Here is a 25,230-nt window from a genome sequence, read left to right as displayed (position 1 = left end):
GTTGCGCCTTCCTTCATTGATTTGGAACGAGAGTGCGTGGTGCTGCGCGATTTCCTCGCGCAGCACCACCTTTCTCAGGGCTGAAGCCAGAGCGTGTCCGGGGCGAGCGAGCCCATCCCGTACATGGTGATTCCGTTGACCTTGCTGCTCTCGATGGAGCCGAAGTACGAGACATTCGTAAGGATCATGGGAACGAGCTCCTGGAACCTCTCAGCGACCTTCTTGTAGGCGTCCGCGCGCTCCTCGATGGTCTTTCCGTCCCGCCCGGCGTTCAAGGCGGTGTTCATCTGGGCGTCGTTGAGCCGGCTGTAATTCGAGCTGCCGGCTTCCCCGTGCAGGGCGAGCCAGATACGCGGATCCGGATCATTGAAAACAATCGCCGAGGAGAGCATCTGGAAGTCGCCCTTCACGGGAAGCGAACCCTGTTCGGACTGATCGCGCTGGTTGGCTGTGACCTTGACGTTCTGGTATTGACTCAGCTGGGATTGAATCGCCTCAAACATGGCCGAGCCTCCGGGGAACAATGCCATGCTGAACGTCAGCGGCTTCCCTTCAGCAGCGAGCTCATTGAACAACTTCTGGGCCTTCTCGCGGTCATATGTGTGGACCGGCACGTCGGCAAAGAGGGGTGAATCCGCCTTGAACAGTGTCTTGGGCAGTTCGCCGAATCCGCCGTAAACCGCCTCGCTCAGCTTGTCGAGGTCCAGTGCGTATGAGACCGCCTGGCGAGCACGAACGTCATCGAAAGGTGCCTTCGAAGTGTTCATGATGAGAGCATTGCCGCCGCCGAGGACGTAAGGAGTTGCGACGTTTCCGGCGTCGACCGCATTGGCCGCCTTCTCCTGCGAGATGGTCATGACGACGTCCGCCTGACCGCTCGCCAGAGCGTTGTAGGCAAGGGAGGGATCGGCGATGCCGCGAACTTCAAGGCCGTCGAGGTGGGGAAGATCAGGAACGTAGTAGTTTTGGTTCTTTTTGAGCTTCAGCACATCGCCCTGCGTCCACTTTTCGAGCACGAAGGGCCCGGCGCCAACAGGCTTCGCGTTGAACGCCTCGGCACCTGCCTGGAGGGCAGTTGGTGAGCCGATCCAATTCATCTGGGTGAAAAGTACCGCGCTGGGGAAGTGGGGCGTCGGCTTCGCCATGGTGACCGTGGCCGTCAGCTCGTCCACTATCTTGATATTGTCGACCAACGCCCCTGTAGCAATGACCGAAGAGCCGGTCGTGGGGACCTTGATGCGGTCCCAGCCGAACTTGACTGCTTCCGCGGTGAATGGTGTCCCGTCGGAGAACTTGACGCCTTCGCGAACACGAACCGTGAACGTCTTTCCGCCGTCGCTGGTGGCGAACTCTTTGAGGAGTCCCATCTTGATCTCGCCAGTCACGGGGTCGTCCGTGACAAGCTGGCCGTAGAGGGAATTGCCTGTGACGGGCATGCGGGGGCCGGTGTTCTGGAGCAACGCCGGGTCGAGGCTAGTGGGCGTTCCGGCCTCCACGACGCGGGCGATGCCGCCCGAAATTGGGTTAGCGGCGGGGGCCGGGTCTGACGACGCCCCTCCGCTTGCGCAGCCGCTGAGGGCAATTGCAGCGGCCACCACGAGGGCGGCTGCCGTTGTGGACTTCTTCATTGAAATCACGATGGCCTTTCTGATTTTTCTGGGGATTCGGAATTCGGGTGGAGCGGATCGTCTGGTCGGTGGCTTAGCCCTGCATGCTGCGATCGAACTTGCCCCGCAGGTGGTCGCCCACTTGGTTCAGTGAAAACACCGTCAGGAAAAGCGCGATCGCGGGGACGAAGACAATGTGCGGGGCTCGTTGCAGCACTTCGCTGGCTCCGTTGATCATTCCTCCCCAGCTGGGCGTGGGTGGGGGCACACCGAGGCCAAGGAAACTGAGTGATCCCTCCGCCACGATGAGTCCGGCGACCACGATGGGCAGGAAGGAAGAAAGCGTCGGCAACAGGTTTGGAAGAATTTCCCGAATGATGATGCGGAAGTCTCCCGCCCCCATGTTCTTGGCGGCACGAACGAACTCGCGGCTCGCCCAGGACATCGTGCTCGCCCTGGCGAGGCGCATGAAGGTTGGAATGCTTGCCACTGTCAGCCCTATGACAAGGGTCGGGATGCTCGGCGAGAAGATCGCTGTGATGGCGAGGAGAAGGATCAGCACAGGGAACGCAAGCAGAACGTCGGCGACCAAGGTAATGACCCAGTCCACCTTCTTGCGGTAATATCCGGCGATCAAGCCCAGGACTGTCCCGAGGAATGCCCCCGAAAGACCTGCGACGGTGCCGACCACAAGCGAGATCTGGGCGCCCCAGATGGTGCGGGCAAGGATAGAACGGCCCGCCTTGTCCGTGCCGAAGAGAAGATTGAGATCGCCTAACTTCGGCGGCGTACGCGGGCTCCCTACGGGGGCATCGTAGGGCGCGAGAGGGAGGGCCCAGGCGAAGGTTGCCAGCAGGATGATGAGCGCGAGCCAGAAGTAGGCCAACCAAACGGTCACCGACCTCTGCGTCTTTACCGGTGGGAGGTAAGGGACTCCCCTGCCGCCGGAGCTCGGGCGTGTGGTGTTTGGTGCCTTCACCGTGGACTTGGTCGTGGTCGTAATACTCATGCCTGCAGGGCCTTCCTTGGGATCCTCGATGCAGCCGTGGTCTTCTTCTTCGTGGCCCGCTCAGCCTTCCGGACCCGCGGGTCGATGAGGCCGTAGCTGATGTCGACGAGCATGTTCACGATGACGAACACGACGGCGACGAACGTCACCACGCCCTGAACAGTGATCACATCGCGCTGCATGATCGCGTTGGAGACAAGCTGCCCAAGCCCGGGGAGGCCGAACAGCGTCTCGACAACGATCGTTCCACCGATGAGCCGGGCGAGATTGATGCCGGCAACGGTTAGCAGCGAGAACGAGGACGGGCGAAACGCGTGACGGAACATCACATAGGCCTTGCCCATACCCTTTGCGCGTGCCGCCGCCACGTAGTCCTCCCGGAGCGTGCTGACGAGGTCAGTACGCAGCACCCGCTGGAACGAGGCAATCTCCATGAAAGCCACCGAGAGTGCGGGAAGGAATGCGTTTCTAAGGTTCGCCCCGAGCCCGGCTTCCAAGGGTGACCACCCAACCGATGGGAAGGCATGCATGCCCACCGCGAAGATGAAGATGAGCAGCGGTCCTGAGACGAAGGGCGGAACAGAGATAAACACCGACGTCAGGACATTGATGCCCCGGTCCACCGCGCTGCCCGGCATGGCCGCCGAGATAACGCCCAAAATGATAGCGATGATCAGCGCGATTGCCAGGCCCAGAAAGGCGATTTCCAAGGTGACCGGCAGCCGTTGAACGATTGCCGTCATCACCGGGACGTGTGTGATGGGGGATGCGCCCAGGTCACCTTGGAAAGCATGCACCAACCAATTGAGGTACTGCTGCCACATCGGCAGGTCAAGCCCGAGCTGCGCCTTCAGCCTGACGATGTTCTCCGGGGTGGCGCCTTCGCCAAGGATGACCTCAGCGACGGAGCCTGGAGCAAAGCTGAGCAGCAGAGTGGTGCCCACCGTGACCAGGACAATCACAAGGAGGCCGTATCCCAAACGCTGCAAGATATTTAACGGCATGACTCCTGCTTCCGCCTCAAATTAGTGGATTGATGATGCATCAAGAGACCTGGCTGCACTCGCCGACTCCTTCGTCGTGGATTTATTCGTAAAGACTGGCTTCAACGTCTTGTTCCTTCAACGGAACAGATGAACCTTTCAACGAATCTCGACTAAATGTGGCATGACTCACCATTCGGTGTCAAGGACCGCGCCTTCCTTTGGGTTTTGCCGCTTCCGCGAGAAGTGGGCTTGACATTGCACCACACGAGATCCATGCTTTGAAAAGCGCCTAACAGGACATCTGTTCTGTTGAATAAAACAATCGCATGAGCCGAAAGGGAAAGGGACTCATATGACCACCGTCGATATCGATCCCACCAGGATTGACTTCTTCACCGATCCGGAAACAGCGAAGACGGCAGAGCCGTACTTCGACCACATGCTTGCCAACCATCCGGTGTGGCGGGAGACAAAGTACGGCGTAGTGATCGTCACGGGATATGAAGAAGCACTGCAGGTGTACCACCAGCCCGAGGTTTACTCTTCGATCAACCGCACGGGCGGCCCGGTTCTCGACATCCCCGTCGAACTCGTTGGTGATGACCTGAGTGATCTTCTGGAGAAGCACCGGGAGTACTTCCCGAACAATGACCAGATCGTCACTTTCGATCCGCCGGTTCACACAGACCATCGCACGCTCCTGATGGGCCTCATAACGCCGAAGCGACTCAAGGAAAACGAGGACTTCCTCAAGCGCACCGCAGACCACTTCCTGGACCGGATCATCCAGCGAGGCCACTGCGACTTCATCTGGGACTACGCCAAGGGCTACACCATCCTGGCCGTCGCGGACCTGCTCGGTGTGCCCGAGGAGGACCACCCGATGCTCCTTGAGCTGCTCGCCTCTGCTCCGGGTCCCGTGCTTGGCAACCTTGAGCTCCAAGCCAACCATCACAGCAGCATTGAGCGGCTCTACGACTACTTCGTCGCGAAGATCGAGGAGCGCCGCAATGATCCGAAGGACGACGTGATCACCGGCATGGCGCTGGCCACCTTCCCCGACGGTTCCCTGCCCGAGCCCCTTGAGGTCGCCCGGATCGCGTCCAACATGTTTGCCGCCGGCCAGGAGACCACCGTGCAGCTGATGGGCATCGCCCTGCAGCGTATTGCCGAAGACGGGGACCTGCAGGACCTGCTGCGCCGTGAACCCTCGCTCATTCCGAAGTTCATCGAGGAAACACTTCGGATCGAAGCGCCCATCAAGGGCTCTTTCCGGCTCACCAAAGTGGCCACCAGCATCGGCGGCCTCGACCTTGCCCCCGGCACCGTCGTCATGTTGCTGCACGGCGCTTCGGGCCGCGATCCCCGCCTCTTCGATAATCCGGCCGAGTTCGACATCCAACGAGCGAACGCCAGGCAGCACCTCGCCTTCGGTCGTGGCATCCACACATGCCCGGGCGCCCCGCTGGCACGTGCCGAAGCGGTCTTCTCGATCCAGCGCTTCCTCGAACGCACCGAGCGCATATGGATCAGCGAGGAGCACCACGGTTCAAAAAGCGCCCGCGAGTGGGATCTGATCCGCAGCTACAAGTTCCGCGGCCACAACCAGCTCTACCTTGAGTACACGTCGAAGGGAGCATGATGTCTGAAAACCTCACCGTGGACCGCGACCGTTGCATGGGTTCGGGGCAGTGTACGTTCTACGCCCCGAATACCTTCGACCTCGACGATCTCAGCATCGCAATCGTCACCGATGAACTCGGTGACCCCGAAGACAAGATCCAGATGGCCATCAATGTTTGCCCCACGCGGGCCATCGCCTTGGCGGCCGAAGCCAACAAGGAAGGCGCGCAATGACAGCGACTATCGAGGCTCCAGCCTCACAGCCCATTGCGGACATGGAGACCGATAGCCTGATCGGTAATTTTCCCGAAGGGCAGCGCCTGGTCGGCAGCCAGTGCAACGCATGTGGCTGCACGATGATCGGCAGCCGCGTGGTCTGCAGTTCCTGCATCAGCCGCGACGTTAGCCGCGTGGCCCTGCCGAGCACCGGCGTGCTCTATTCCTTCACCCGCATACACGTCGGCGCCGAAGGCATTCGTCCCCTTGGCTACGTCGACCTGGACAATGGCGTACGCACCCTGGCCGACATCCATGAGGGCGACATTCCGCTGCGCCCCGACATGCGAGTTGAGCTTGATGTCAAAGACGACTGGTTCTTCGCGCCTGCGGCCAGCGATAAGCGAGAGGTTTAACATGGGTGACAACGTATTTGTGATTTCGGCGGCGATGATCCCGTTCGGGAAGTACCGCACGTCGTCGTACGTCGGCCTCGCGGTCTCCCCACTCATCGATGCGATCCGGAACGCCGGAATTGAAAAGTCGGACGTCGACGCCGTTTATGTCGGCCACTCCTACGGTGGCATGATGACCGGGCAGCGCATCTGCAAAGAGATCGGGCTCGGCACTGTCCCGACAGTCAACGTCGACAATGCCTGCTCCAGCGGCGCCACTGCCGTGCATGAAGCCTGGCAAGCCATCTCGCAGGGCCTCATCGATGTCGCCGTCGTCATCGGCGTCGAGAAACTGACACAGTTCGGCGGCGGTACGCTTCCTCTTTCTCCAGAGGATCGCGAAGTTAAACAGGGCATCATCATGCCTGCGGTCTACGCCATGCGCGCCACCCGCTACCTGCACGACACTGAGGCGACACCTGAGGACCTCGCGCTGGTGAGCGTAAAAGCCCGCAAACACGGCGCACTGAACCCCTTCGCGCAGTTCCGCAAGGAGATCACGGTCGAAGAGGTACTCAACGCGCGCCCCATTGCGGACCCGCTAACACTGCCCATGTGCTGCCCCACAGGTGACGGTGCCGCCGTCGTCATTCTTGCCTCCGAACGCGCACGCAAGCGGTTCGAGTCCAAACCCGCCATCCGCGTGGCCGCCTCAGTGCTGCATTCCGGCCACGTGGCCGAAGGCTTCCGAGACATGACCAAGCCCGAAATTACGTACGACTCCGCCCGCGATGCGTATGCGTTGGCCGGCATCGGGCCCAAGGACCTCGACATGATCGAACTGCACGATGCCTTCTCGATTGCTGAACTTATCTACTATGAGGCCCTCGGCCTCGCCGAGCCTGGACACGCGGTCGACCTTCTTCGCGATGGCAAGACCACCTTCGGCGGCGACGTCGTGGTGAACCCCAGTGGTGGCCTGCTGGCAAAGGGCCATCCCGTTGGCGCCAGCGGTGTAGCGCAAATCGCCGAGGCATTCTGGCAGCTCACCGATCAGGCGGGTGCACGGCAGATCGATGACGCCCGCTGGGCGATGACCCACGTCACAGGTGGCGGCACCGCCGGTCTCGACCACGGCGCCTGCACCATACACATCTTCGAGGCGGCATGACCGGGATCCAGCGCCCACCATTGGAAGGGATTCGTGTCCTCGATCTCACGACCTTCCTCTCAGGCCCTTCGGCAACGCAACTGCTTGGGGACCTCGGCGCAGACGTCATCAAGGTTGAATCGCTCAGTGGCGATTCAAGCCGCGCCATCGCGGGTCCCGAGATCGACGACGTGAGCGCCTACTACCTGGCGAACAACCGCAACAAGCGCAGCGTCGCGATCGATCTTAAGGCTCCTCGAGGTATCGAGATCATGAGGCGCCTGATCGCGGGCGCTGACGTGGTCATCGAGAACTTCCGCCCCGGAGTGACCGCCCGGCTGGGTTTGGAACCCTCGGCCATTGTCGAAGCCCAGCCCTCGCTCATCTGGGCGTCCATCAGCGGCTTCGGCCAAGAGGGTCCGCTACGCGACCGACCGGCATACGACATGGTGGTGCAGGCACTTAGCGGGGTTATGAGCCTCACCGGCCACGCGAACGCTCCGGCCGCGCGACTCGGAATCCCCGCCGGTGACGTTGTGGCCGGACTGTACTCCGTGATCGGCATCCTGGCTGCCCTTCGAGCGCGGGATGAGACGGGTCGAGGTCGCATTATCGATGTCTCCATGCTGCGAGGCCAGCTGGCGATGCTGTCCTACCAAGCCCTGTATACCTCCATTAACAACACCGCACCGCAGCCGCAGGGTGCGGGCCACGACTCCATCGCCACGTACCGCTCATTCCGCGGAGGCGATGGCCGTGAGTTCGTGGTCACGGCCAATACCCCTCGCATGTGGGAAGGCCTGTGCCAGGTGCTCGGGGTCAACGAACTGGTCAGCGATGGTCGCTTCATCGACGCCGCAAGCCGGCTGCAGAACAAAGAAGCCCTGTGGGAGATCCTTGAAGGGCGCTTCGCCGAGAGGCCAGCGGCGGAATGGGTGAAGCTTTTGGCAGACGCATCGGTGCCCGTCGCGCCGGTGAAGAACGTGCTCGAGGCCCTGGAGGACGCGCGCGAGGCCCAGGATGGTTCACTGCTTACCCTAAGGAAAGGCGCCACGTCGTTCGAGAATGTCGCAACACCGATCCGCTTTGTGGACACGGTCGACGTCGAACCGGTCTACCCGCCGGCTCTCGGGGCGGACACGCTGGGCATCCTCACTGGTGAGCTTGGGATGTCGAGTGCAGAAGTTGCCGAGTTGCTGGCCGACGGCGTGATTCGTGCGGCGGAGAGAGACAACTCGTGAATCCCAAGGGTCCCGGTGCTAAGTGTCCAGGGGCGGCTTGGCTTCTTCCATGAGTTCGGCCAGCCACGGACGGCGCCCTTGATGGAAAGTCATCCCTTCGGGCAGACCACGGACAGATGCCGTTGAACCGGCAACGTCGATGGTGATCCGGCCCCCAGCCAAGGGGGCATTGGTGATGTGCAGGTCGCCGAAGGACTCCGGGAATACGGGATCCATCCACAAGCTACCGCGGGAAACATGGGCGTCATACCGCATCAGACTCGTGACCAGCCGGATTGGGGTGGTGGCCGCCCAGGCCTGCGGTGAGCAGGCGGTGGGGTACGGAACCGGCTTGGCCACCACCTCGTCCCGGGTAAAGCCGCAGAACAACTCCGGTAGCCGGCCGTCCGAAAACTCGGCCGCCTCGAGCAGTGCCGTGGCGATCCGCTGCGCCTCGGCGACGAAGCCGTAACGCACCAAGCCAGCCGCGATGATCGCATTATCATGCGGCCACACCGAGCCGTTGTGGTAACTGGCGGGGTTGTATGCGCCCATATCGGTGGCCAGCGTTCGCACCCCCCAGCCGCTGAACATTTCCGGGGACATCAGGCGCTCAGCCACGAGCGGTGCCTTGTCGTCATCGACTATGCCGGGCCATAGGCAGTGGCCCATGTTGGACGCACAGGCATCCACTTGGCGTTTCTTACCATCCAGGGCGATGGCGTAGTAACCGCGCTCAGGCATCCAGAACTGCTCGTTGAACTGCTTCTTCAATCGCGCGGCGCGATCAATGAGCCGGGCCGCCAGAGTCGCGTCGCCTGCTTCACTCGCCATCCATGCGCGCGCTATATACGCGGCATAGACGTAAGCCTGGACCTCGCACAGTGCGATCGGGCCCTCCGCCATCGTGCCGTCCGCGAAGTTGATCCCGTCCCAGGAGTCTTTCCAGCCCTGATTGATCAGCCCGTGATCGTTGAGACGTTCATACTCGACGAACCCGTCGCCGTCCTTGTCACCGTAATCCTGGATCCACTCCAGCGCTCGGTCGGCGTGGGGCAGCAGTGCCGAAATGGTTTCCGCTGCGAATCCCCAGCGGCTAACAGAGGCAAGCACAATCACGAACAGCGGAGTGGCGTCCACACTGCCGTAGTAGATGGATTTGCCACCCAAAGATAGCCCGCTGGAGACATCGAGCCTGACTTCGTGCAGGATCTTGCCCGGTTCCTCCTCGCTTATCGGATCCACTTCGGTGCCCTGGCGGTCAGCCAGTGTCTGCAAGGTGCCCAGCGCCAAGGACGGGTCCACGGGCAACGACATTTCCGAAGCCCACAACGAGTCACGGCCGAACAGCGTCATAAACCACGGCGCCCCCGCAGCCACTACGACGCGCTCCGGATAGTTCGGGTCTTCGATGCGAAGGGCGCCCAAGTCGTCGTAACTTCGCTGCAAAGTCCGTTCGATGGATCGGTTTCCCATCTTTACCACAGGAATTTTGGCCACCCATTCTTGGTGGCGCCGGTCCCGCGGGGACAGTCCGTTCCCGTCATGATGCACGAATGGCGTCGCGGGGCCAGCGCCCTCGATAACGGGGACTACGGTCAGGATCGCGCTCCAAAGGCCATGCGGGGCGATGGATATGCGATACTCAAGGCCGTCGTGCCCTACATTGGCCCCCGGGGCCCGGACAAGAATGGCCTTCCGGACGTCTTGCCAAATAGCCTGGATGATCAAGGAATCACCGTCAGCTTGCCGTGTTTCGTCCCAGCGGCGCTGGATCCGGGCCTCCTTAACCTCGAAGAGGTCGGCGAAATCCGCTTCAGTCCTCACGGAGATAAGGCATTCAGCAGCTTGCGCTGAGTAGTTCCGAACAGTGACTTGTTCCTGGATGCCGGCACCCACTTCGCGTAGGCGCTCCACAATCAGCGTGCTGTCCGCATATCCATCTGTTCGGGGAACGCGGCTCACAAATTGCGCACGGTAGGGTTCCTTGGTCTCCGCCGCCAGCGGCTCAAGCGGCTGGCCGTTGACGGTGAGACTCCAGCCAGACAGAATGCGCGTGTCCTGAAAGAAGACACCGTGGGGTAATTCGGGATGCATGTTTCCGTTTGGCAGGGAGATGCAGAAGGAGGATCCCTCAACCAAGGTGACAGTCCCGGCTCCCAGCGGTCCGGCCGCCGTATCAGCATTCCATCCAGCCATTCCTGCCCCTGCAGCGAATTAACCCGACAAGCGGTTGCCGGATATGAGTGCCGGTCCCAAGGTTCGTCGTTGAACATGACACTACGCCGTGTCTTCTCCACCCGCCATAAAGCCCTTTCAGCCAGGAGGTCCCATGAATAGGCTGCGGAACAGTTAAACCCCTTTCGATCTCAACTAAGCAGTGACCGGAGAGAGCGGGAGCCTGCGTCCGGACAGTCCGCGCGGGCTCACAACCAGCCTTTCGGCGAGATCAGTGAACGCCCGGGCCGCGGGATCTTCGGGGTCGGCTGCGGCTACAGGCACTCCGGTATCACCGCCGGCGCGCAGCCCATTGCTGAAGGGGATTGAGGCGAGCAGAGGCACGTTACCGCCAAGGGCGGAGAGCCTCGCCGCGACTGCCGCCCCGCCGCCAACACCGAACGGCTCAAAGGCGCTGCCGTCGGCGAACCGCATGGGCGACATTGTTTCGACCACCCCGATGACGCGCTGGTCGAACTCGCGTGCCAGCATGCCGCTCCGGACCGCAACACCAGAGGCCGCTGGCTGCGGCGTCGTAACGACGAGCACTTCCGCGTGTGGCAGGATCTGCCCCAGGGAGATTGCGATGTCGCCGGTTCCGGGCGGCAAGTCGATCAGCAGCACGTCGAGGTCCCCAAAGTAGACATCGGTGAGGAACTGCTCGAGCGTGCGGTGCAGCATGGGACCCCGCCATGACACAGCAGTGTCCTCGGCACCCTCCGGGAGGAACATGCCGATCGATACGGCCTTGATACCGTGCGCAACAGGCGGCAGTACAAGATTGTCTATGCGGGTGGGCCTGATGATCTTGCCTTGATTGTCGAAGAGTCCAAGGAGTCCCGGGACTGAGAATCCGTGTACGTCGGCGTCGATGATCCCGACGCTCAGCCCCCGCGCAGCCATGGCCGCGGCGAGATTCGTGGTGACGGTGGACTTACCCACGCCGCCCTTGCCGCTGGATACCGCGATAACGCGCGTGAGCGATTCTGCGGTGAAAGGCATACTTGATTGGCCCCGTCCCTCCCGCAGCTTGGCCGTGAGAGCATTGCGCTCCTCCGCGGTCATGACACCGACGTTGATGACCACCTCTTTGACGCCGCCGACGGCGGTGGCCGCCGCCCGCACGTCCCGCTCAATGCGGGCAGCGGCGGGGCACGTCGAGATGGTCAGCACGATGCCGATGACGGCGACACCGCCCGTGACCTCGACGCCCTTAATCATGCCGAGTTCGGCCAAGGGGCGACGCAATTCGGGATCGCTCACCCGCCCCACGGCCTCGCGCACCGCAGCGGCGAGGCCTGAAGAGAAGCTATCCATATCTTGCGTTGCTCCCTCAGTCGACCCCAACCCCGACGCCTGCGGCGCGGAGCATCTCGGCGCGGTCGTGCAGCTTGACGCGTTCGCGACCCACCGCCTCACCCGCCGCGAACTCGGCCTGCTCGAGAGACTGCCATGCGGTCCAATCGACAACGTCCACGCCGCGCGAGCGCAACAGCTCGTCGACGACGGCAGCTGGGGTCGCCGTGGATGTCCAGCCCGGTGCGGCGACGTCTGCGAGGATCGAGGTCACAGTCTCGGACGCGCAGCGGCGGTTCGTGCCAACGACACCCGAGGGGCCTCGCTTGATCCAGCCGGCTACATACACGCCTGGCAATACATTCCGGCCGTCGGCGACGCGCGAGTCGAGGTGCGCAATGGTGCCGGACTTCTCGTCAAAGGGCAGGCCGTCGATCGCTGCGCCCCGATATCCGACCGAGCGGAGGACGAGGTCGGTTTCCAGGATTTCCGTGATGTTGGGGTCGCTGGTCTTTGCCAGGCGGATGGCCAACGCGGATTCCTCGCCGATCAGTTCGACGGGTGTGCAGTCGAAAAGGAAGCGGATGGCTGTGTTACGCCCGAGAACGCCGCGTTCGGCTGCCTTCGCGAACGTGGCGAGCAACCGCCTTGCTGCCGGGTCGGCGTCGGCGTGTGCCTGTTGCTGGGCGTCGAGCTCGAGGTCGGCGGGATCGATGACGACGTCGCAGCTATCGACCTCCAGCAGCTCGATGAACTCCTTGTTCGTGAACTTCGCGAACGCGGGGCCACGGCGGCCGATCACCACGATCTCGCGGTATGTGCTCGCTGCGAAGGCGTCAACGATGTGCTCGGGCACGTCTGTAGCCCGGAGTGCTTCTGGGGTGTGGGCAAGCATGCGTGCTGCGTCGAGTGCGACATTGCCCATGCCAATGATGACCGCACGCTTTCCGTTGAGGGCGAAGGCATCGGTCTTGGTGTCGGGGTGGCCTTGGTACCACGACACGAATTCGCGGACCCCGTGCACACCAGCCAGGTCCTCGCCCTGGATGCCGAGGTTCCGGTCAACCTGCGCCCCGCTCGCGAACACTACGGCGTCGTAATTCGCGCGGAGCTCATCGAGCGTAATATCTGTGCCCACCTGCACGTTGCCGAGGAAGCGTATACCCGGGGTCTCGTCGAACACTTCGGCGAACGAGGTGGTTATCGACTTGACGCGGGGGTGGTCGGGTGCGACACCGTAGCGAACCAGGCCGAACGGTGCCGGCAGGCGCTCGAAGACGTCCACCTCAACCGGCGACCCGGACTCTTCGGTCAGCAGTTGGGCGCAATAGGCCCCCGACGGGCCGGAACCGACGACGGCGACGCGCAGGGCAGTCATGTTCAGGCTCCTGTTCGCGGCGGAAGAGCGGCAATAACGTCGACGTCATAGTCGATCTTGCCGGCCTTCCGGCCGCTCTTCGGCGTCTCTACCTCTTCGAAGAAGCGCTCGTTGATTCCTAGGTAGTCCTCCTTGTCGGCCGGAAGTTCGGCCTCGTAGAACACGGCATCCACGGGACAGGCCGTCATGCAGGCCCCGCAGTCAATGCAGAGGTCGGGGTTGATGTAGGTCATCCGTCCCCCCTCGAAGATGCAGTCGGCAGGGCACTCCTGCATGCAGCTCTTGTCCTGAATGTCGACGCAGGCGTCAGCAATCACATAGACCATGGTTCGTTTCCTCTCTACACACTGACAGCGCGGCCGTCAGGCCAGCTGCCCAAGTTTTTCGACGATTGTCTCTGCGGACTCCCCGCTGGCGAAGAGCCTGCGGGCCAGGTTGAGCCCGCGTGGCCAGTTCACGGTGACCGCACCACAGACGTCTCCATTCGCGTCGCTGTGAATCACCGCGGTTTTCCCTCCTTTGGCGAGGTCGCCGACGATAGTGGAGCTGCCCCCGGGGTGACGCCAGCCGATGGTGTGGACCTTCCAGTCGTACTGGTGCGACCACACGTAATCCGTGGAGTCATAGGGCTCATCGACCCCTTGGGTGATGGCGGTGGCAACATAACGCGCCTGGTCGCTGGCATTGGTCCAGTGCTCGGCACGAACCTGCACGCCGCGGCCGGGGTGGGGCCAGCGCGCCACGTCGCCGATCGCATAGACGTCATCGACTCCTACGGCGCGGAGGAAGCCGTCCGTTACTACGCCGTTGTCGAGCGTGAGACCGGAACTCGCGAGCCATTCGGTCGATGCGATCGAGCCGATGCCTACTACCGCCGTCGAGGTCTCAAGGCGAGTGCCGTCGTCGAGGATGACTGTAAGTTCACCGTCCTTGCCCTGGATGTCGGCGACGCCGACGCCGAACCGGGTTTGGGCCCCGTGCCGGTGATGCAGTTCGACGAGGCTGCGGGCGATCTCAGGACCGACGATACGCGCCATCGGCTCGGAAACGGGGTCCACCACTGTGACGTCGCAGCCAAAGCCGACCGCGGCCGCAGCGATCTCTGTGCCGATGAAACCGCCGCCGACCACGACGACGGGCTCGCCGAGCTTCAAGCGGGCGGCAATGGCTCGCGAGTCTTCAAGCGTTCTGAGTTGATAAACACCGGTCCCGGGGCGCCAAGGCGAAGGCCTGGCGGCTGCACCTGTCGCGATGACAACGAGGTCGTAGCTGATGATTGTGCCATCGGCCAGAATTACGCTGCGTTTGGCGACGTCCAGCCCGGCTGCGGCGACACCCAGCTCGAGCTCGATGCCGGCACCTTCGAGGCTGGCTTTGGTGGCCAGGCGAAACGACTCGACAGACTCATCGGACCAATCGGACGTGAGCAGGTCTTTCGACAGGGGCGGGCGGTCGTACGGCAACTCGGACTCGGCCCCGATCAGCGTGATGCGGCCGGTGTGGCCAAGATTGCGCAGGCCCTCGGCCGCGCGTGTTCCGGCCAAGGACGCGCCCACAATGACTACGTGGCGGTCGGCGCTTGCTTGGGTCATCGTTGATCCTCGGTGTAGTCAGGGATCGCGAGGGGGTTTGGATTGGCCTCGCGATACTTCTCGTACGTTAGCTTTTCGTTGAATCGAACAGTTGATTCTTTCAACGCAACAGGATCAGTATGAGCTTAGCTCCGAACCCATGTCAAGGACGCCTTGACTACTTCCGCGCGATGCCGGTGCGTGGATCCCGAGCGCCAGTGAGGTAGTCGGTGATCTGGCGCGCGGACTGCTTGACCAGGCCCGCGAGCGACGACGTATGCGCGGCGTTGAAGCGCGCCTCGGGAAGGGAGATCCCCGCCGAACCGACCACAGTGCCCGATGGCCCGAAGACCGGCGAAGCGATTGCGATGGCCCCCTCAATACGCTCACCGTGGGTAATCGCGTACCCGTCACTCCTGATAATGGCCAGCCTGTCGAGGAGGCTCTCCGACCGAACCAGTGTGCGATCGGTGGCCGGGTGCAGCCTGCCATGCGCAACGCTGGCTTGGATCTGCGCCGGCAGAAACGCGAGGATCGCCAAACCGCTCGCACCGGCGTGGAGCGGGAGTTGCTGGCGCAGGGGCAGTGTGTAGCGCAGGGGGTGCGACGACTCCACCACGAGCGCAAACATCATCTTCAGCCGCTGCTCGCCAAAGACGGCGAAGAATGATGACTCGCCACTCTGCTCCGTGAGCTCCTGCAGAGTATCCCTCGACACCTCCTGGATCGGATACCGTTCCGTCGTCGTCCACGCAAGACGCAGGTATTCAAGACCCAGCCGATACGAACCATTGGCCGTGCGGCTGACAAGCCCCAGCTTTTCAAGATCTGCGATGAGGCGATGCGCGGTGCTTGGACTTACCTCAAGACGGCCCGCCAATTCCCGCACTCCGTGGACATCGTGGTCACTGTCAGTCATGAGCGTGAGCAATTCAATGCCGCGGGCCAAAGGGTGCCTGCGGCGTAGCCCGTCGACGGCCTCTCGATCGCTGTTTCCTGCCGCACTACCCATCGCTCACCATCCCGTTTTATGGCCACTTGCAGTGGCTTGACATCCATCTTCGGGACATGCGATTCTAAAATCTCCCGAGAACGGAACGTCTGTTCAGTTGTAGAAAACAGTAGCGCATGCGGAGCATCACAGGAAGGCGTGGCGGCACGCCCGCCTCGCCTCAGCAGTCCGCCAGGCAAGGAATAGGGACAAACCATGACCACAAAGAAAAGCACGCGCTTCATCCGCAAGGAGATCCAATGAGCGGGGCAGGGCGCGTCGCAGTCATCTCAGGAGGAGCGGCAGGCATTGGTCTGTCGATCGCAGAGAGGCTTGCGAAGGACGGCTTCGCGGTCGCTATCCTCACGCGCACCGAGGGTGCGGCCGAGAAGGCCGCTGCCGGGATCGAAGAGACGGGGGGCATCGCCCGCGGATACCAGGCCGACGTGAGCGACCGTGAACAAGTAGACGCTGCACTTGCCGCTATCCGGGCCGATCTCGGCCCACTGTCGGTGATCGTGGCCAACGCAGCCGTTGCGCCGCAGCAGCCATTCCTTGACATGACGCTTGAGCAGTGGAACCAGACCCTGCATATCAACCTCACGGGTACCTTCAACCTCGTGCAATCCGGCATGCCGGACCTGCTCGAGGCAGGCAAAGGCCGTGTCGTGCTGATTTCGTCGTCGAGCGCCCAGCGCGGTGCACCGCGAATGGCGCACTACGCCGCATCCAAGGGCGGTCAGCTGGCGTTGACCAAAGCGTTGGCAGTGGAATTTGCCAAGTCCGGAGTGACGGTTAATACGGTGGTTCCGTCGTCGATCGACACCCCGAGCGTGGAGAGGAAGCGGGCAGCCGGCACCATGCCATCAGTCGCTGACATGGCGAAATACATCCCTGTGGGCCGCATGGGTACCGGCGCGGACATCGCCGCCGCTGTCTCTTACTTGGCCTCCGATGACGCCTCGTACGTGACTGGCCAGACCATCAGCGTCAATGGCGGATCTTTCATCGCATGAAAACAGGAGGACAGAGATGACACAGCTAACCCAACCCCGAATTTCCCCCCGCCCAACCGAAGACTGGGATGCCGAGGTTGATAACGCATTGAGCGTGCTCGCCACGCACGGCGCCGGTGGCCAAGCCGCCCCGCAGCTCACCCCCGACACCAGGCCGAAATCGAACATCCTCGGTATCTATGCGTGGCATCCTGAGCTGATGCGCGGGTGGATGCCGTACTCGAACCACCTTCGGAACTCGAGCCTTGGCGACCGTATTCGAGAGATCACCATCATTCGCACTACTTGGCTTGGCTACGGCGAGTACGAGTGGGCGCAGCACGTGCGCATGAGCAGGGCCGCGGGCTGCCTCACGGACGATGAAATCGCCGCGTTGGCCGAGGGACCCGATGCGGCCCTGTGGTCCGAGGATGACTCCGTGCTCGTACGTGCGATCGACGAGATGTGCCGCGACAAGAACGTGAGCGACGAGACCTGGCGGGCGCTCGAAGAGCGGTTCAACCGCCAGCAACTGATCGATCTGTTGTTCACAGTGGGTACCTACGATTTCCACTGCATGGTGTTCCGGACCATGGGCCTCGAACTCGAGGCCGGCATGGAGGGCTTCCCTGACAGCCACTCCCCCGAGCTGGGCAAATGACGGAATTGCACGACGCCGTGAATCGCGGATTGCTCACATGGGCGGTCCGCGATTCATTGCTGCGCTATGTCACCGTCATTGCCCGCGGCTCGTACACGGTGGAGGGTGGCGCCGCCGTCACCACGGACGGCGCCATCACGTTCCCGCTGCGCCGCGCGGCGCAAAAGGAAGGGCAATGGCGCCTGTCTTTCGCAGGTTCCGTGCGATTTGAGGCGCATCACGGTTTCCTCGACGTCCTCATCGCCGATCCCGAACTTGTCGCCGGACCCGAGGGCGGAGTTCTGTCCGCCCGCACCGATGTTGACGGCACCACCACCCTCATTGCTGCGACCGGCACGGAAGAGCCTGAGCACAACGACGTGGACCTGACCTGGACGATGAACGATGTCCATCTCTTGGAAAGCGGTGTCGAACTGTTCGGCGGCGTTTACCCCGCGGGGACCGACATGGCTCCGCTCAAGGTTCGCGTCTCACTAGACTCATAGGCATGTCTCAAACTTCAGTTGCCTCCAGGTCATCCGGCGAGCGGAAAAATGTACGGGGACAGGCAACACGCCAACGGATCATCACAGAGGCAGAGCGGCTTTTCGCACAACACGGCATCTCGGCGGTGCCACTGCGTGACATCGGCAAAGCCGCCGGCCAGCGCAACCACGCAGCCGTGCAATACCACTTCGGCGAGCGCGACGAAATCGTGAAGGCGATTATGGAATACCGCGGCGGGGAGAGTGAAGTAAGCCGTACCGAAATGGTCGCCGGCCTCATGTTGAGCGAAACAACTCCCACCGTATCCGACGTGGTCAGCGCCTTCGTGCGCCCGCTCGCAATTCACTTCCAGCCGGACAACCACTACCTCCCCTTCCTCTCCCTCTACATCACCGAAGAAGGGGGCTATGAAGGGCTCGTTGGGGTGCGTGTCGGCGCCGCGGTTGTCACGTTGCGCACTCTGCTCGGCAAGCTCGTCCCCGGGATTCCGGAATCGGTCCTGGACGAGCGATGGTGGGTTACGTTGACCAGCGCTGTACATGCGCTGGCTCGATACCATACCGCCCAGCGCAAACGGGAACACCTTCCGGCAGGGATCGAAGCACTCATCTCCGACCTCATTACCTTCCTGAGTGCAGGGCTTTCAGCGCCGCTCGCGGAGCGTGACTCCGATACATAGAAATCGGGGCCAGCATGGAAATGCCGGCCCCGATTTTGGTGTTTAAACTCAGGCCAGGTGCGCCATAAACTTTGAGCCCCAATCGTAGGTGCCCGTAGGTATGTAGTAGCCATCCCGGTCGTTGATCTCGTCCCAGTGGGACACGACGTCTTCGATGGTGGGAACTCCGTCGCTTTCGTCGAGCCAGCCCGGCGTGAACCCCATGAACCAGCGGGCGAAACGCTTGGCGCCGGCAACGAGGATCTCGCCGTTCACCTCGCACGACTCGTGGGCGAGGTAGGCCACCATTGGCGAGACGAGGTCGGTCTGCATCGCCTGGAGGCGGGCTGAATCCGCTTCATTGGCGGTGACGATATTCGGTTTGTCGGCCGAAAGGCTCGGTCTGGTCACCGAGTTCGGTGCGACGCAGTTGACGAGGATACCCTTCGGGGCTGCTGCCAAAGCCAGGCTGCGGGTGAAACCTATGAGGGCCCCCTTCGCGGTGGCATAGGCAAGGTTGTCCGGCAGACCCAGCATTCCGGTTGATGTTGTGGTGATGACCCGCCCATAGCCTTGCTCCTCCATGTAGGGCCAGGCTGCCCGGGTCGTGTGCCAGGTGCCGCGCAGATGCACGTCGAGCGTGAGCTCAAGGTTTGTGGCGTCAGCTTCCGGGAAGGTCGCCCAGCGCGAGATACCCGCGTTGTTCACGACGATGTCGATGCGGCCGAACTCACGGATCGCGGTCTCGACGAGCGCATGGCAACCTGCTTCACTGCCTACGTCGTTCGTGTCGGCTACGGCGATGCCACCCGCCGCGACGATTTCCGCTGCGGTCTCGTTCGCGGGCCCGGCGTCGTTGCCTTCGCCCTCCTTCGACCCTCCGAGGTCATTCACGACGACCCTGGCACCGCGCTCGGCGAGCAGCAGGGCGTGGGCGCGGCCAAGGCCGCGGCCAGCTCCTGTAACTATGGCAACACGTCCGTCGAATCGTAGGTCAGGGGTGGCGTTCATGGTTCTCCTTTGAAGTATGAGTCAACAAATTTCATCACGCCCGCTCAAATATGGCAATGGCAACTTTGTCTAAACTTACGCGAATTTAGAGCCTCCATTGCATTAATTGAGCACCAGTGCTTGAATTACATCCTGCGGAGGCCATGGTGGCGCCGCCCGAGTAGGAGTGAAGTCAATGGCAGAACAGACCAGCAGCGACATCGACGTCGAAGTACTTGTAATCGGGGCTGGCGTCGTGGGCATCTACGCGCTGCAGCGTGCGCTTGAGGCCGGGTTCTCGGCCCAGACGCTGGAAGCGGGTGACGGCGTCGGCGGCGTCTGGTACTGGAACCGCTACCCGTCCGCGCGCTTCGATTCCGAGAGCTACACGTACGGATACATCCATTCCAAAGAGCTCTTCGAGAAGTGGCGCTGGGAGGAAGAGTTCGCCACCCAGCCCGAAATCGAGCGCTACCTCAACTTCGTGGTGGACCATTTCGACCTCCGCGGGCACATCCGGACCGGCCAGAGGGTCGTATCGGCACTGTGGAGCGAGGCAGAGACCACATGGACGGTGACCACTGAGAAGGGCGAAACTGTCCGGGCACGCTGGGTCATCTCGGCGACCGGCGGCCTCTCCGTGCCGAACTACCCAGACTTGAAGGGCCTTGAGGACTTCAGGGGCCAGGCCTACCACACCGGCGCGTGGCCGCATACGCCGGTCGATTTCACGGGCAAGCGCGTCGCCATCATCGGCAACGGACCGAGCGGAGCCCAGATTCTTCCCGCGATCGTCGACTTGGTTGAGACCGTGGACCTCTATCAGCGCACGCCAACCTGGACCACCCCACTGAACAACGGGGTCATCAGCGACGAGCGCACCACGTGGCTCCGCAAGAACTTCGACGGGATCGCCGCGAAACTCGGGTCCGCGGCAAACCCAACCGGCTTCCTGCACGAGCCCGCCGGCAAGTTCTCCACCGCCGACTCATTCGAAGAACGGCAGGCCTTCTACGAGAAGATCTGGAACAGCCCGGGCTTCGCCAAGCTAACTTCCAACTACTACGACATGACTACCAACCGCGACGTCAACCTCGAATTCTGCGACTTCCTCGCCAACAAGGTCCGCAGCATCGTCAAGGATCCAGTTACGGCCGAAAGGCTGATCCCGAAGGACCATCTGTTTGGCGCGAAGCGCCCTCCGTTCGTCACCAACTACTACGAGTCATTCAACAATCCGGCGGCCTCGCTGATCGCGCTCAGGGAGACGCCGATCGCGCGGATCGACACGACGGGTATCGAAACGACCGAGGGACACCGCGAGTATGACATCATCGTCTTCGCAACAGGCTTCGACTTCGGCACCGGTGCGCTCACACGCATGGGCATCAAGGGCCTCGACGGCCTGGACCTCAGCACGGACTGGGAAGAGGGGCCCACGGACTTCGGCGGGTTCAGCGCCCACCAGCTGCCAAACTTCTTCTTCCCCGGCGGGCCGCACGGCGCCGGCGGAGGCAACTACCCGCGGTACTCGCAGGATCAGATCGACTGGATCATCGGCACGCTTATCCACGCACGCGGACACGGCTATGAACGCTTCGAACCGACCGCCGAACAGCAGGAAACGTGGATGACCATGATCGAGACACTGGCGCCCAAATCCATCTTCTCGGCAGAGCACAGCCACTACTACGGCGCGAACGTCGAGGGCAAAGTGCGAAAGTTCCTGCTCAACCCGGGAGGTCGCGCCAAGCTGCACGAAATCCTGGGTGAGATGACCGCAACCGGGGACTACAACGGTGCGCTGTCGACCATACGCGAAAGCATCAGCGCTAGCTGACGACCGTTCCGCCCGAAATGGAGACTGAAATGACTGAAGAACTGCTGCCCCCGCGCGAGATGTTACTGGCGCTCGTTAATCCCGTGGAAGAACGGGACGACGTGTTCCGCACATGGTACTGGGACACACACATACCTCAGGTGCTTGAACTTCCCGGTTTTATCGCCGCACAGCGCTACCGCACAGCCTCCGAAGAGCCCGCTTCGGTTTCCCACCAGTACGCAACGATCTACGAAGTTGAGGGGTCGGCCTCCTCCGCCCGGGACCTGCTCTTCGGGGCTGGTCTCGGCATGAGCCCGGACCTCGATCTCAGCAGCATGGTTTTCGTGCCCTTCGTAGCTGAAGGAAACCCCATCCTCCCCTAGGACCTGCGGCATGGTCTGCGTCTCGAAGACTTCACTGAGAAAGCAGACAGCCACTCGCGTTCATGGACGAACCGCATCACAGATCTGAATCACAGGAGAGAACCATGGTTACTTCAAAGCAGCAGTTAGCCCGACCGGCCGAGCGGGCTGGCCAGGGCGGGGCGGTAAGGCGAGTCGCGGTCGTCAGCGGAGGAGCATCCGGCATCGGCCGCGAAGTTTCCACGCGACTGGCTGATGAGGGTTACGCCGTCGCAGTCCTGGATGTGGACGGCGAGGGCGCCAAGCTCGTGGCCAAGGAGCTATCCGCGGCTGGAGCCCGGGCCCTGGGCTACCAGGTTGACGTTAGCGATCGAGCCCAAGTCGACAATGCCATCGAGAACATCCGGGATGAACTCGGCGCCATAGGAGTGTTGATCTGCAGTGCGGCCGTCGCCGTCCAGGAGCCTTTTGCCGATATCACCGCAGAATCCTGGAACCGCATTCTAGCCATAAACCTGACCGGAACGTTCAACTGCATCCAGTCCGTCATCAAAGACATGGTGGATGCCAAATGGGGCAGGGTGGTCCTGATCTCTTCCATGGCCGCCCAGGTCGGAGCCCCCACCATGGCGTCCTATTCCGCGTCGAAGGGCGGCGTGATCGCATTGACGAAGACCTTGGCTCTCGAATACGCGTCCTCAGGCCTCACCGTCAACACCATCGCGCCCTCTGCCATCGACACGCCGAGCGTTCGCAAGAAGCAGGCGGCAGGGAAACTTCCCCCCAGCGATGTCCTGGGGCAAAGCCTTCCCGTCGGGCGCATCGGCACGGGCACGGACATCGCAGCTTCCTGCGCCTTTCTCTGCTCGGACGAGGCCTCATTCATCACGGGGCAAACGATGGGTGTCAACGGTGGCGCATTCACCGGGTAATGAACCACATCCGGCCCGCCGTTGGAGCAGCACCTGTCGCTGGCCCAAATAACAGTTCGGGCCGTAACAGAACTCGCGTTCCCGAACAGACAACAGCACAGAAAGGTCGACGATATGACCAGTTTCAAGCCAGGCGATGTGGCCGTAGTAACTGCGGCGGGAAGCGGAATTGGGAGATCGCTCGCGCTGTCGTTGGCTTCACGCGGGCTCAAGCTCGCGATTGCCGACATCGACTCCGACGGATTGGAGGCAACCCGCAATGACCTGAAAGCACTGGGTACTGAAATCCTCGCCGTCCCCACCGACGTAACCGATGCCGAATCGGTCGAGAGCCTGGCACGGGCAACACTTGAGCACTTCGGAACATTTGACCTCGTATGCAACAACGTCGGGGCAGCCAATGATCAGCGCCCGTCATGGGAGATCGGCGCGGAGGCTTGGCAAAGGCTCCTTTCCCTGAACCTATGGAGTGTCATCCATGGGATCCGGGCATTCGTGCCCCACTTGGTCGAAAAGAAGCATGGCCATGTGCTGAACACTGCCTCCATGTCGGGACTGTCCATCGTTCCAGGCATTGCCGATTACGTCGTCACCAAACATGCGGTTGTCGCACTCACGGAAACGCTGCGTGCGGAATTGGAGGCATCAGCGCCGGGTGTCAGCGCAACCGTCCTCTGCCCAGGTATTGTCCGCACCCCCATGAGCGCGGCACTTGCAACCGCTGGAATTAAGAATGCCGGGGGGTCCTCAGCAAAAAGTTCCATTCCATCCGTTACGGCCATCGACCCATTGGATGTAGCAGAAGCCGCACTAGCGGCCATGGAGGCCAACTTTCTATACGCAGTTCCAGCCATCGAACCTTTAGTACGGATCCGGCCCTCGGTGGATCGCCTGCTCAAGGAAGTATCCAACCAGCCTCTTCGCCTAGTGGCGCGGTGACAGTCGCGCCGCAGCTCCTCGGCGAGCGAATCGCAGGCTCTTGACAGAGCACTTTGGCGGTGAAACCATGAGAAAGACCACACAACGAAACTGTCGTTTCGCTAAAACGAACACCCTCTCTAACAACGTAGTTAGGAATGAAATGTTGTCGACCGATCCCACACGGTCAATTGCGGTCAGGCCCTTCGCCTTGATCGTTGCGATCTTCATGGTCATCGAACTCACCCCGATATTCGAAGTGACCATGATGTACGTGGCCATCCCCACCCTGATGGCTACCTTCGATGCCGATGCATCAGCGATCTCCTGGGTGGTCACCATTTTCCTGCTCGTCGGCGCGGGCACTGCGGCTATCGCGGGGCGGCTCGGCGATATTTATGGCCGGAAGAAGGTCCTCATCATTCTGATGCTCATATCCGCTGCAGGTCCCATCATCAGCGTGATCATGGGCAACCTCGAGGGAGTGCTGATCGGTCGTGCGCTGCAGGGAACCAGCGCGGGTCTCTTTCCGCTGCTCATCGGCGTCGCCCGCGAGGTTGCGCCGCCTTCCCGAGTGTCGGTGCTCATCAGCCTGACATCGGGCATGGGCCTGATTGGCGGATCAATAGGAGGCGTCGCTGCCGGCATCCTTCTCGCCGCGGGCGGTTGGCGCAGCATGTTCATCGCCTCGGCCATCCTGGCGGTCGTGGCGATCCTTGTCGCACTTGCACTTCCCAGGTCCGTGGGCGCTGTGGCCGAACGCGGCCGAGTGGATGTGCTGGGCGGTGTCTTGATGGCCCCGGCAATTGCCGCAATCCTGTACGGATTCACAACGTCGCGCACTCAGGGCGCCACCCCGTTGGTCGTCGGCCTCATTGTTGTCGGCGCGCTGCTGTTCACGTTCTGGATCATCTGGGAACTGCGAATCAAGAAGCCGATGTTCAACCTGCGGCTGTTCCGCGAGCGTTCATTGGTTCTTGTTCTCATCGTGACCGCTTTTGTATCGCTCGGCATCCTTACGGCGCCCGGTCTCCTCACGCCCATCCTGCAGCAAAGCCCGGCGAATTTGCCTGTCGGGCTCGGCCTGACTCCGACCCAAGCCGGCCTGTATGGGCTGATCTCCGGGGCGATCGCATTCATCCTGTCACCCGTCGCAGGTCGGGTCGCCGGAAGGCTCGGGGGAAAGGTGATACTCGCTTCGGGTGCGGGCCTGGGAATCCTGGGCTACTCCGGTTTCTTCTTCTCGACCCATAATCTCCCGCTTGCGATCGTCGCAGTCGTGATTGGCTCGGTCGGAACAGTGTTCCTCACGATCAGCATTCCCATCGTCATCGTGGAGAACGTTTCCGCCCGCGACACCAGCGAAGCCGTCGGCCTGATCTTTACTGTGGGTCGGACCCTCTTCAGTGCGATCGGCACAGCGATCATCGGTGTCGTGTTGGCGTCGAGCACGGTACCCGGCACCACGGCACCGACTATTTCTTCATGGAACGCCGGCATCATTTTCATCGTCATCACGGGTGCAGCCGCATTGGCTGCCATCATGGCCATCAAGAAATCGATACCCATGAACCAGCGCGGCGCAGTCATCGAGGTGGTCGCCGAAACCGAACAACCAGCCCAAGAGGCGGAAGCGTCTGCCCATCCCTGACACACACGCGCCCAATGCTGCAATTCTTCATCCGAAGGCGTGTCCTGTTGAATAGACTCATCCAGAACGACTTCGCACTTCGTCGTCGGTGAGTCG

General features: G+C 61.9%; 24 protein-coding genes. 14 read left to right on the top strand and 10 right to left on the bottom strand.

Annotated elements, in window-relative coordinates; all coding sequences use genetic code 11:
* Positions 1-74: 74 nt before the first annotated feature.
* The 3 genes from VUN82_00965 to VUN82_00955 form a co-directional block, all read right to left on the bottom strand.
* Positions 75-1,628, bottom strand: coding sequence for an ABC transporter substrate-binding protein (locus VUN82_00965; GenBank protein ID XAS72458.1), 1,554 nt, complete (start codon positions 1,626-1,628; stop codon positions 75-77).
* Positions 1,629-1,701: 73 nt separating this feature from the next.
* The gene (locus VUN82_00960) at positions 1,702-2,616 is read right to left on the bottom strand and encodes an ABC transporter permease (protein ID XAS72457.1); all 915 of its coding nucleotides are present in this window, start codon (positions 2,614-2,616) and stop codon (positions 1,702-1,704) included.
* Positions 2,613-3,620: an ABC transporter permease gene (locus tag VUN82_00955; protein XAS72456.1), complete on the bottom strand. Its 1,008-nt coding sequence runs from the start codon at positions 3,618-3,620 to the stop codon at positions 2,613-2,615. The genes VUN82_00960 and VUN82_00955 overlap by 4 nt, the downstream gene beginning before the upstream one ends.
* 334 nt (positions 3,621-3,954) lie before the next feature.
* Here VUN82_00955 and VUN82_00950 point away from each other — a divergent pair, with 334 nt between their 5' ends.
* The 5 genes from VUN82_00950 to VUN82_00930 are packed head-to-tail and all read left to right on the top strand — an operon-like array spanning position 3,955 to position 8,227.
* The gene (locus VUN82_00950; GenBank protein ID XAS72455.1) at positions 3,955-5,244 is read left to right on the top strand and encodes a cytochrome P450; all 1,290 of its coding nucleotides are present in this window, start codon (positions 3,955-3,957) and stop codon (positions 5,242-5,244) included.
* On the top strand, positions 5,241-5,459 hold the full coding sequence (locus tag VUN82_00945) for a ferredoxin (protein ID XAS72454.1): 219 nt from the start codon (positions 5,241-5,243) through the stop codon (positions 5,457-5,459). The genes VUN82_00950 and VUN82_00945 overlap by 4 nt, the downstream gene beginning before the upstream one ends.
* Positions 5,456-5,857: an OB-fold domain-containing protein gene (locus VUN82_00940; GenBank protein XAS72453.1), complete on the top strand. Its 402-nt coding sequence runs from the start codon at positions 5,456-5,458 to the stop codon at positions 5,855-5,857. The genes VUN82_00945 and VUN82_00940 overlap by 4 nt, the downstream gene beginning before the upstream one ends.
* A gap of 1 nt (position 5,858) precedes the next feature.
* Positions 5,859-7,007, top strand: a complete 1,149-nt coding sequence (locus tag VUN82_00935) for a thiolase family protein (GenBank protein XAS72452.1) — start codon at positions 5,859-5,861, stop codon at positions 7,005-7,007.
* The gene (locus VUN82_00930; protein XAS72451.1) at positions 7,004-8,227 is read left to right on the top strand and encodes a CoA transferase; all 1,224 of its coding nucleotides are present in this window, start codon (positions 7,004-7,006) and stop codon (positions 8,225-8,227) included. The genes VUN82_00935 and VUN82_00930 overlap by 4 nt, the downstream gene beginning before the upstream one ends.
* An 18-nt stretch (positions 8,228-8,245) precedes the next feature.
* Here VUN82_00930 and VUN82_00925 read toward each other — a convergent pair whose 3' ends face one another.
* The 6 genes from VUN82_00925 to VUN82_00900 all read right to left on the bottom strand — a co-directional run bounded on the left by VUN82_00925 (position 8,246) and on the right by VUN82_00900 (position 15,680).
* Positions 8,246-10,405, bottom strand: coding sequence for a glycogen debranching N-terminal domain-containing protein (locus tag VUN82_00925; protein ID XAS72450.1), 2,160 nt, complete (start codon positions 10,403-10,405; stop codon positions 8,246-8,248).
* A 174-nt stretch (positions 10,406-10,579) separates the two neighbouring features.
* Entirely contained in the window at positions 10,580-11,740 is a 1,161-nt protein-coding gene (locus VUN82_00920) for a P-loop NTPase (GenBank protein XAS72449.1), read from the bottom strand.
* Positions 11,741-11,756: 16 nt separating this feature from the next.
* A complete protein-coding gene (locus tag VUN82_00915; GenBank protein XAS72448.1) occupies positions 11,757-13,097 on the bottom strand; it encodes an FAD-dependent oxidoreductase in 1,341 nt (446 codons plus the stop codon).
* Positions 13,098-13,099: 2 nt separating this feature from the next.
* Complete coding sequence (gene fdxA, locus VUN82_00910; GenBank protein XAS72447.1) at positions 13,100-13,423, bottom strand: ferredoxin; 324 nt, start codon at positions 13,421-13,423, stop codon at positions 13,100-13,102.
* Between the two features lie 36 nt (positions 13,424-13,459).
* Positions 13,460-14,689: an FAD-dependent oxidoreductase gene (locus VUN82_00905; GenBank protein ID XAS72446.1), complete on the bottom strand. Its 1,230-nt coding sequence runs from the start codon at positions 14,687-14,689 to the stop codon at positions 13,460-13,462.
* Positions 14,690-14,846: 157 nt separating this feature from the next.
* A complete protein-coding gene (locus VUN82_00900) occupies positions 14,847-15,680 on the bottom strand; it encodes an IclR family transcriptional regulator (protein ID XAS72445.1) in 834 nt (277 codons plus the stop codon).
* 239 nt (positions 15,681-15,919) lie between these two features.
* Here VUN82_00900 and VUN82_00895 point away from each other — a divergent pair, with 239 nt between their 5' ends.
* The 4 genes from VUN82_00895 to VUN82_00880 are packed head-to-tail and all read left to right on the top strand — an operon-like array spanning position 15,920 to position 18,480.
* Positions 15,920-16,675 carry an SDR family NAD(P)-dependent oxidoreductase gene (locus VUN82_00895; protein XAS72444.1) on the top strand — a complete coding sequence of 252 codons (756 nt, stop codon included), beginning with the start codon at positions 15,920-15,922 and terminating at the stop codon, positions 16,673-16,675.
* Positions 16,676-16,691: 16 nt separating this feature from the next.
* Positions 16,692-17,315, top strand: coding sequence for a carboxymuconolactone decarboxylase family protein (locus tag VUN82_00890; protein XAS72443.1), 624 nt, complete (start codon positions 16,692-16,694; stop codon positions 17,313-17,315).
* Entirely contained in the window at positions 17,312-17,800 is a 489-nt protein-coding gene (locus VUN82_00885) for an HtaA domain-containing protein (GenBank protein ID XAS72442.1), read from the top strand. The genes VUN82_00890 and VUN82_00885 overlap by 4 nt, the downstream gene beginning before the upstream one ends.
* 2 nt (positions 17,801-17,802) lie before the next feature.
* The gene (locus VUN82_00880) at positions 17,803-18,480 is read left to right on the top strand and encodes a TetR/AcrR family transcriptional regulator (GenBank protein XAS72441.1); all 678 of its coding nucleotides are present in this window, start codon (positions 17,803-17,805) and stop codon (positions 18,478-18,480) included.
* A gap of 48 nt (positions 18,481-18,528) precedes the next feature.
* Here the strand turns inward: VUN82_00880 and VUN82_00875 are convergent, their stop codons facing one another.
* Positions 18,529-19,470 (bottom strand): SDR family NAD(P)-dependent oxidoreductase, encoded by a 942-nt coding sequence (locus VUN82_00875; GenBank protein XAS72440.1) that lies wholly within the window; start codon positions 19,468-19,470, stop codon positions 18,529-18,531.
* Positions 19,471-19,645: 175 nt separating this feature from the next.
* On the opposite strand from VUN82_00875, the gene VUN82_00870 reads away from it, so the two are divergent.
* The 5 genes from VUN82_00870 (at position 19,646) to VUN82_00850 (ending at position 25,134) form a co-directional block, all read left to right on the top strand.
* Entirely contained in the window at positions 19,646-21,289 is a 1,644-nt protein-coding gene (locus VUN82_00870) for an NAD(P)/FAD-dependent oxidoreductase (protein XAS72439.1), read from the top strand.
* A 29-nt stretch (positions 21,290-21,318) separates the two neighbouring features.
* A complete protein-coding gene (locus tag VUN82_00865; GenBank protein ID XAS72438.1) occupies positions 21,319-21,654 on the top strand; it encodes a hypothetical protein in 336 nt (111 codons plus the stop codon).
* A gap of 104 nt (positions 21,655-21,758) precedes the next feature.
* Positions 21,759-22,565, top strand: coding sequence for an SDR family NAD(P)-dependent oxidoreductase (locus VUN82_00860; GenBank protein ID XAS72437.1), 807 nt, complete (start codon positions 21,759-21,761; stop codon positions 22,563-22,565).
* A gap of 114 nt (positions 22,566-22,679) precedes the next feature.
* Complete coding sequence (locus VUN82_00855; GenBank protein ID XAS72436.1) at positions 22,680-23,504, top strand: SDR family NAD(P)-dependent oxidoreductase; 825 nt, start codon at positions 22,680-22,682, stop codon at positions 23,502-23,504.
* Between the two features lie 142 nt (positions 23,505-23,646).
* Positions 23,647-25,134 carry an MFS transporter gene (locus VUN82_00850; GenBank protein XAS72435.1) on the top strand — a complete coding sequence of 496 codons (1,488 nt, stop codon included), beginning with the start codon at positions 23,647-23,649 and terminating at the stop codon, positions 25,132-25,134.
* Positions 25,135-25,230: the final 96 nt, after the last annotated feature.

The sequence above is a fragment of the Micrococcaceae bacterium Sec5.1 genome (assembly GCA_039636795.1).
GTDB lineage: Bacteria > Actinomycetota > Actinomycetes > Actinomycetales > Micrococcaceae > Arthrobacter.
This window is presented reverse-complemented; position numbering and strand designations above follow the sequence as displayed.

What these genes read in the sequence shown, in the direction of transcription:
- VUN82_00920 (XAS72449.1), bottom strand. Translation starts at nt 11,740, where the DNA reads ATGGATAGCTTCTCTTCAGGCCTCGCCGCTGCGGTGCGCGAGGCCGTG.
- VUN82_00865 (XAS72438.1), top strand. Translation starts at nt 21,319, where the DNA reads ATGACTGAAGAACTGCTGCCCCCGCGCGAGATGTTACTGGCGCTCGTT.
- VUN82_00935 (XAS72452.1), top strand. Translation starts at nt 5,859, where the DNA reads ATGGGTGACAACGTATTTGTGATTTCGGCGGCGATGATCCCGTTCGGG.
- VUN82_00945 (XAS72454.1), top strand. Translation starts at nt 5,241, where the DNA reads ATGATGTCTGAAAACCTCACCGTGGACCGCGACCGTTGCATGGGTTCG.
- VUN82_00855 (XAS72436.1), top strand. Translation starts at nt 22,680, where the DNA reads ATGACCAGTTTCAAGCCAGGCGATGTGGCCGTAGTAACTGCGGCGGGA.
- VUN82_00875 (XAS72440.1), bottom strand. Translation starts at nt 19,470, where the DNA reads ATGAACGCCACCCCTGACCTACGATTCGACGGACGTGTTGCCATAGTT.
- VUN82_00905 (XAS72446.1), bottom strand. Translation starts at nt 14,689, where the DNA reads ATGACCCAAGCAAGCGCCGACCGCCACGTAGTCATTGTGGGCGCGTCC.
- VUN82_00890 (XAS72443.1), top strand. Translation starts at nt 16,692, where the DNA reads ATGACACAGCTAACCCAACCCCGAATTTCCCCCCGCCCAACCGAAGAC.
- VUN82_00895 (XAS72444.1), top strand. Translation starts at nt 15,920, where the DNA reads ATGAGCGGGGCAGGGCGCGTCGCAGTCATCTCAGGAGGAGCGGCAGGC.
- VUN82_00940 (XAS72453.1), top strand. Translation starts at nt 5,456, where the DNA reads ATGACAGCGACTATCGAGGCTCCAGCCTCACAGCCCATTGCGGACATG.
- VUN82_00850 (XAS72435.1), top strand. Translation starts at nt 23,647, where the DNA reads ATGTTGTCGACCGATCCCACACGGTCAATTGCGGTCAGGCCCTTCGCC.
- VUN82_00955 (XAS72456.1), bottom strand. Translation starts at nt 3,620, where the DNA reads ATGCCGTTAAATATCTTGCAGCGTTTGGGATACGGCCTCCTTGTGATT.
- VUN82_00965 (XAS72458.1), bottom strand. Translation starts at nt 1,628, where the DNA reads ATGAAGAAGTCCACAACGGCAGCCGCCCTCGTGGTGGCCGCTGCAATT.
- fdxA (XAS72447.1), bottom strand. Translation starts at nt 13,423, where the DNA reads ATGGTCTATGTGATTGCTGACGCCTGCGTCGACATTCAGGACAAGAGC.
- VUN82_00925 (XAS72450.1), bottom strand. Translation starts at nt 10,405, where the DNA reads ATGGCTGGATGGAATGCTGATACGGCGGCCGGACCGCTGGGAGCCGGG.
- VUN82_00885 (XAS72442.1), top strand. Translation starts at nt 17,312, where the DNA reads ATGACGGAATTGCACGACGCCGTGAATCGCGGATTGCTCACATGGGCG.
- VUN82_00930 (XAS72451.1), top strand. Translation starts at nt 7,004, where the DNA reads ATGACCGGGATCCAGCGCCCACCATTGGAAGGGATTCGTGTCCTCGAT.
- VUN82_00860 (XAS72437.1), top strand. Translation starts at nt 21,759, where the DNA reads ATGGTTACTTCAAAGCAGCAGTTAGCCCGACCGGCCGAGCGGGCTGGC.
- VUN82_00900 (XAS72445.1), bottom strand. Translation starts at nt 15,680, where the DNA reads ATGGGTAGTGCGGCAGGAAACAGCGATCGAGAGGCCGTCGACGGGCTA.
- VUN82_00880 (XAS72441.1), top strand. Translation starts at nt 17,803, where the DNA reads ATGTCTCAAACTTCAGTTGCCTCCAGGTCATCCGGCGAGCGGAAAAAT.
- VUN82_00870 (XAS72439.1), top strand. Translation starts at nt 19,646, where the DNA reads ATGGCAGAACAGACCAGCAGCGACATCGACGTCGAAGTACTTGTAATC.
- VUN82_00915 (XAS72448.1), bottom strand. Translation starts at nt 13,097, where the DNA reads ATGACTGCCCTGCGCGTCGCCGTCGTCGGTTCCGGCCCGTCGGGGGCC.
- VUN82_00950 (XAS72455.1), top strand. Translation starts at nt 3,955, where the DNA reads ATGACCACCGTCGATATCGATCCCACCAGGATTGACTTCTTCACCGAT.
- VUN82_00960 (XAS72457.1), bottom strand. Translation starts at nt 2,616, where the DNA reads ATGAGTATTACGACCACGACCAAGTCCACGGTGAAGGCACCAAACACC.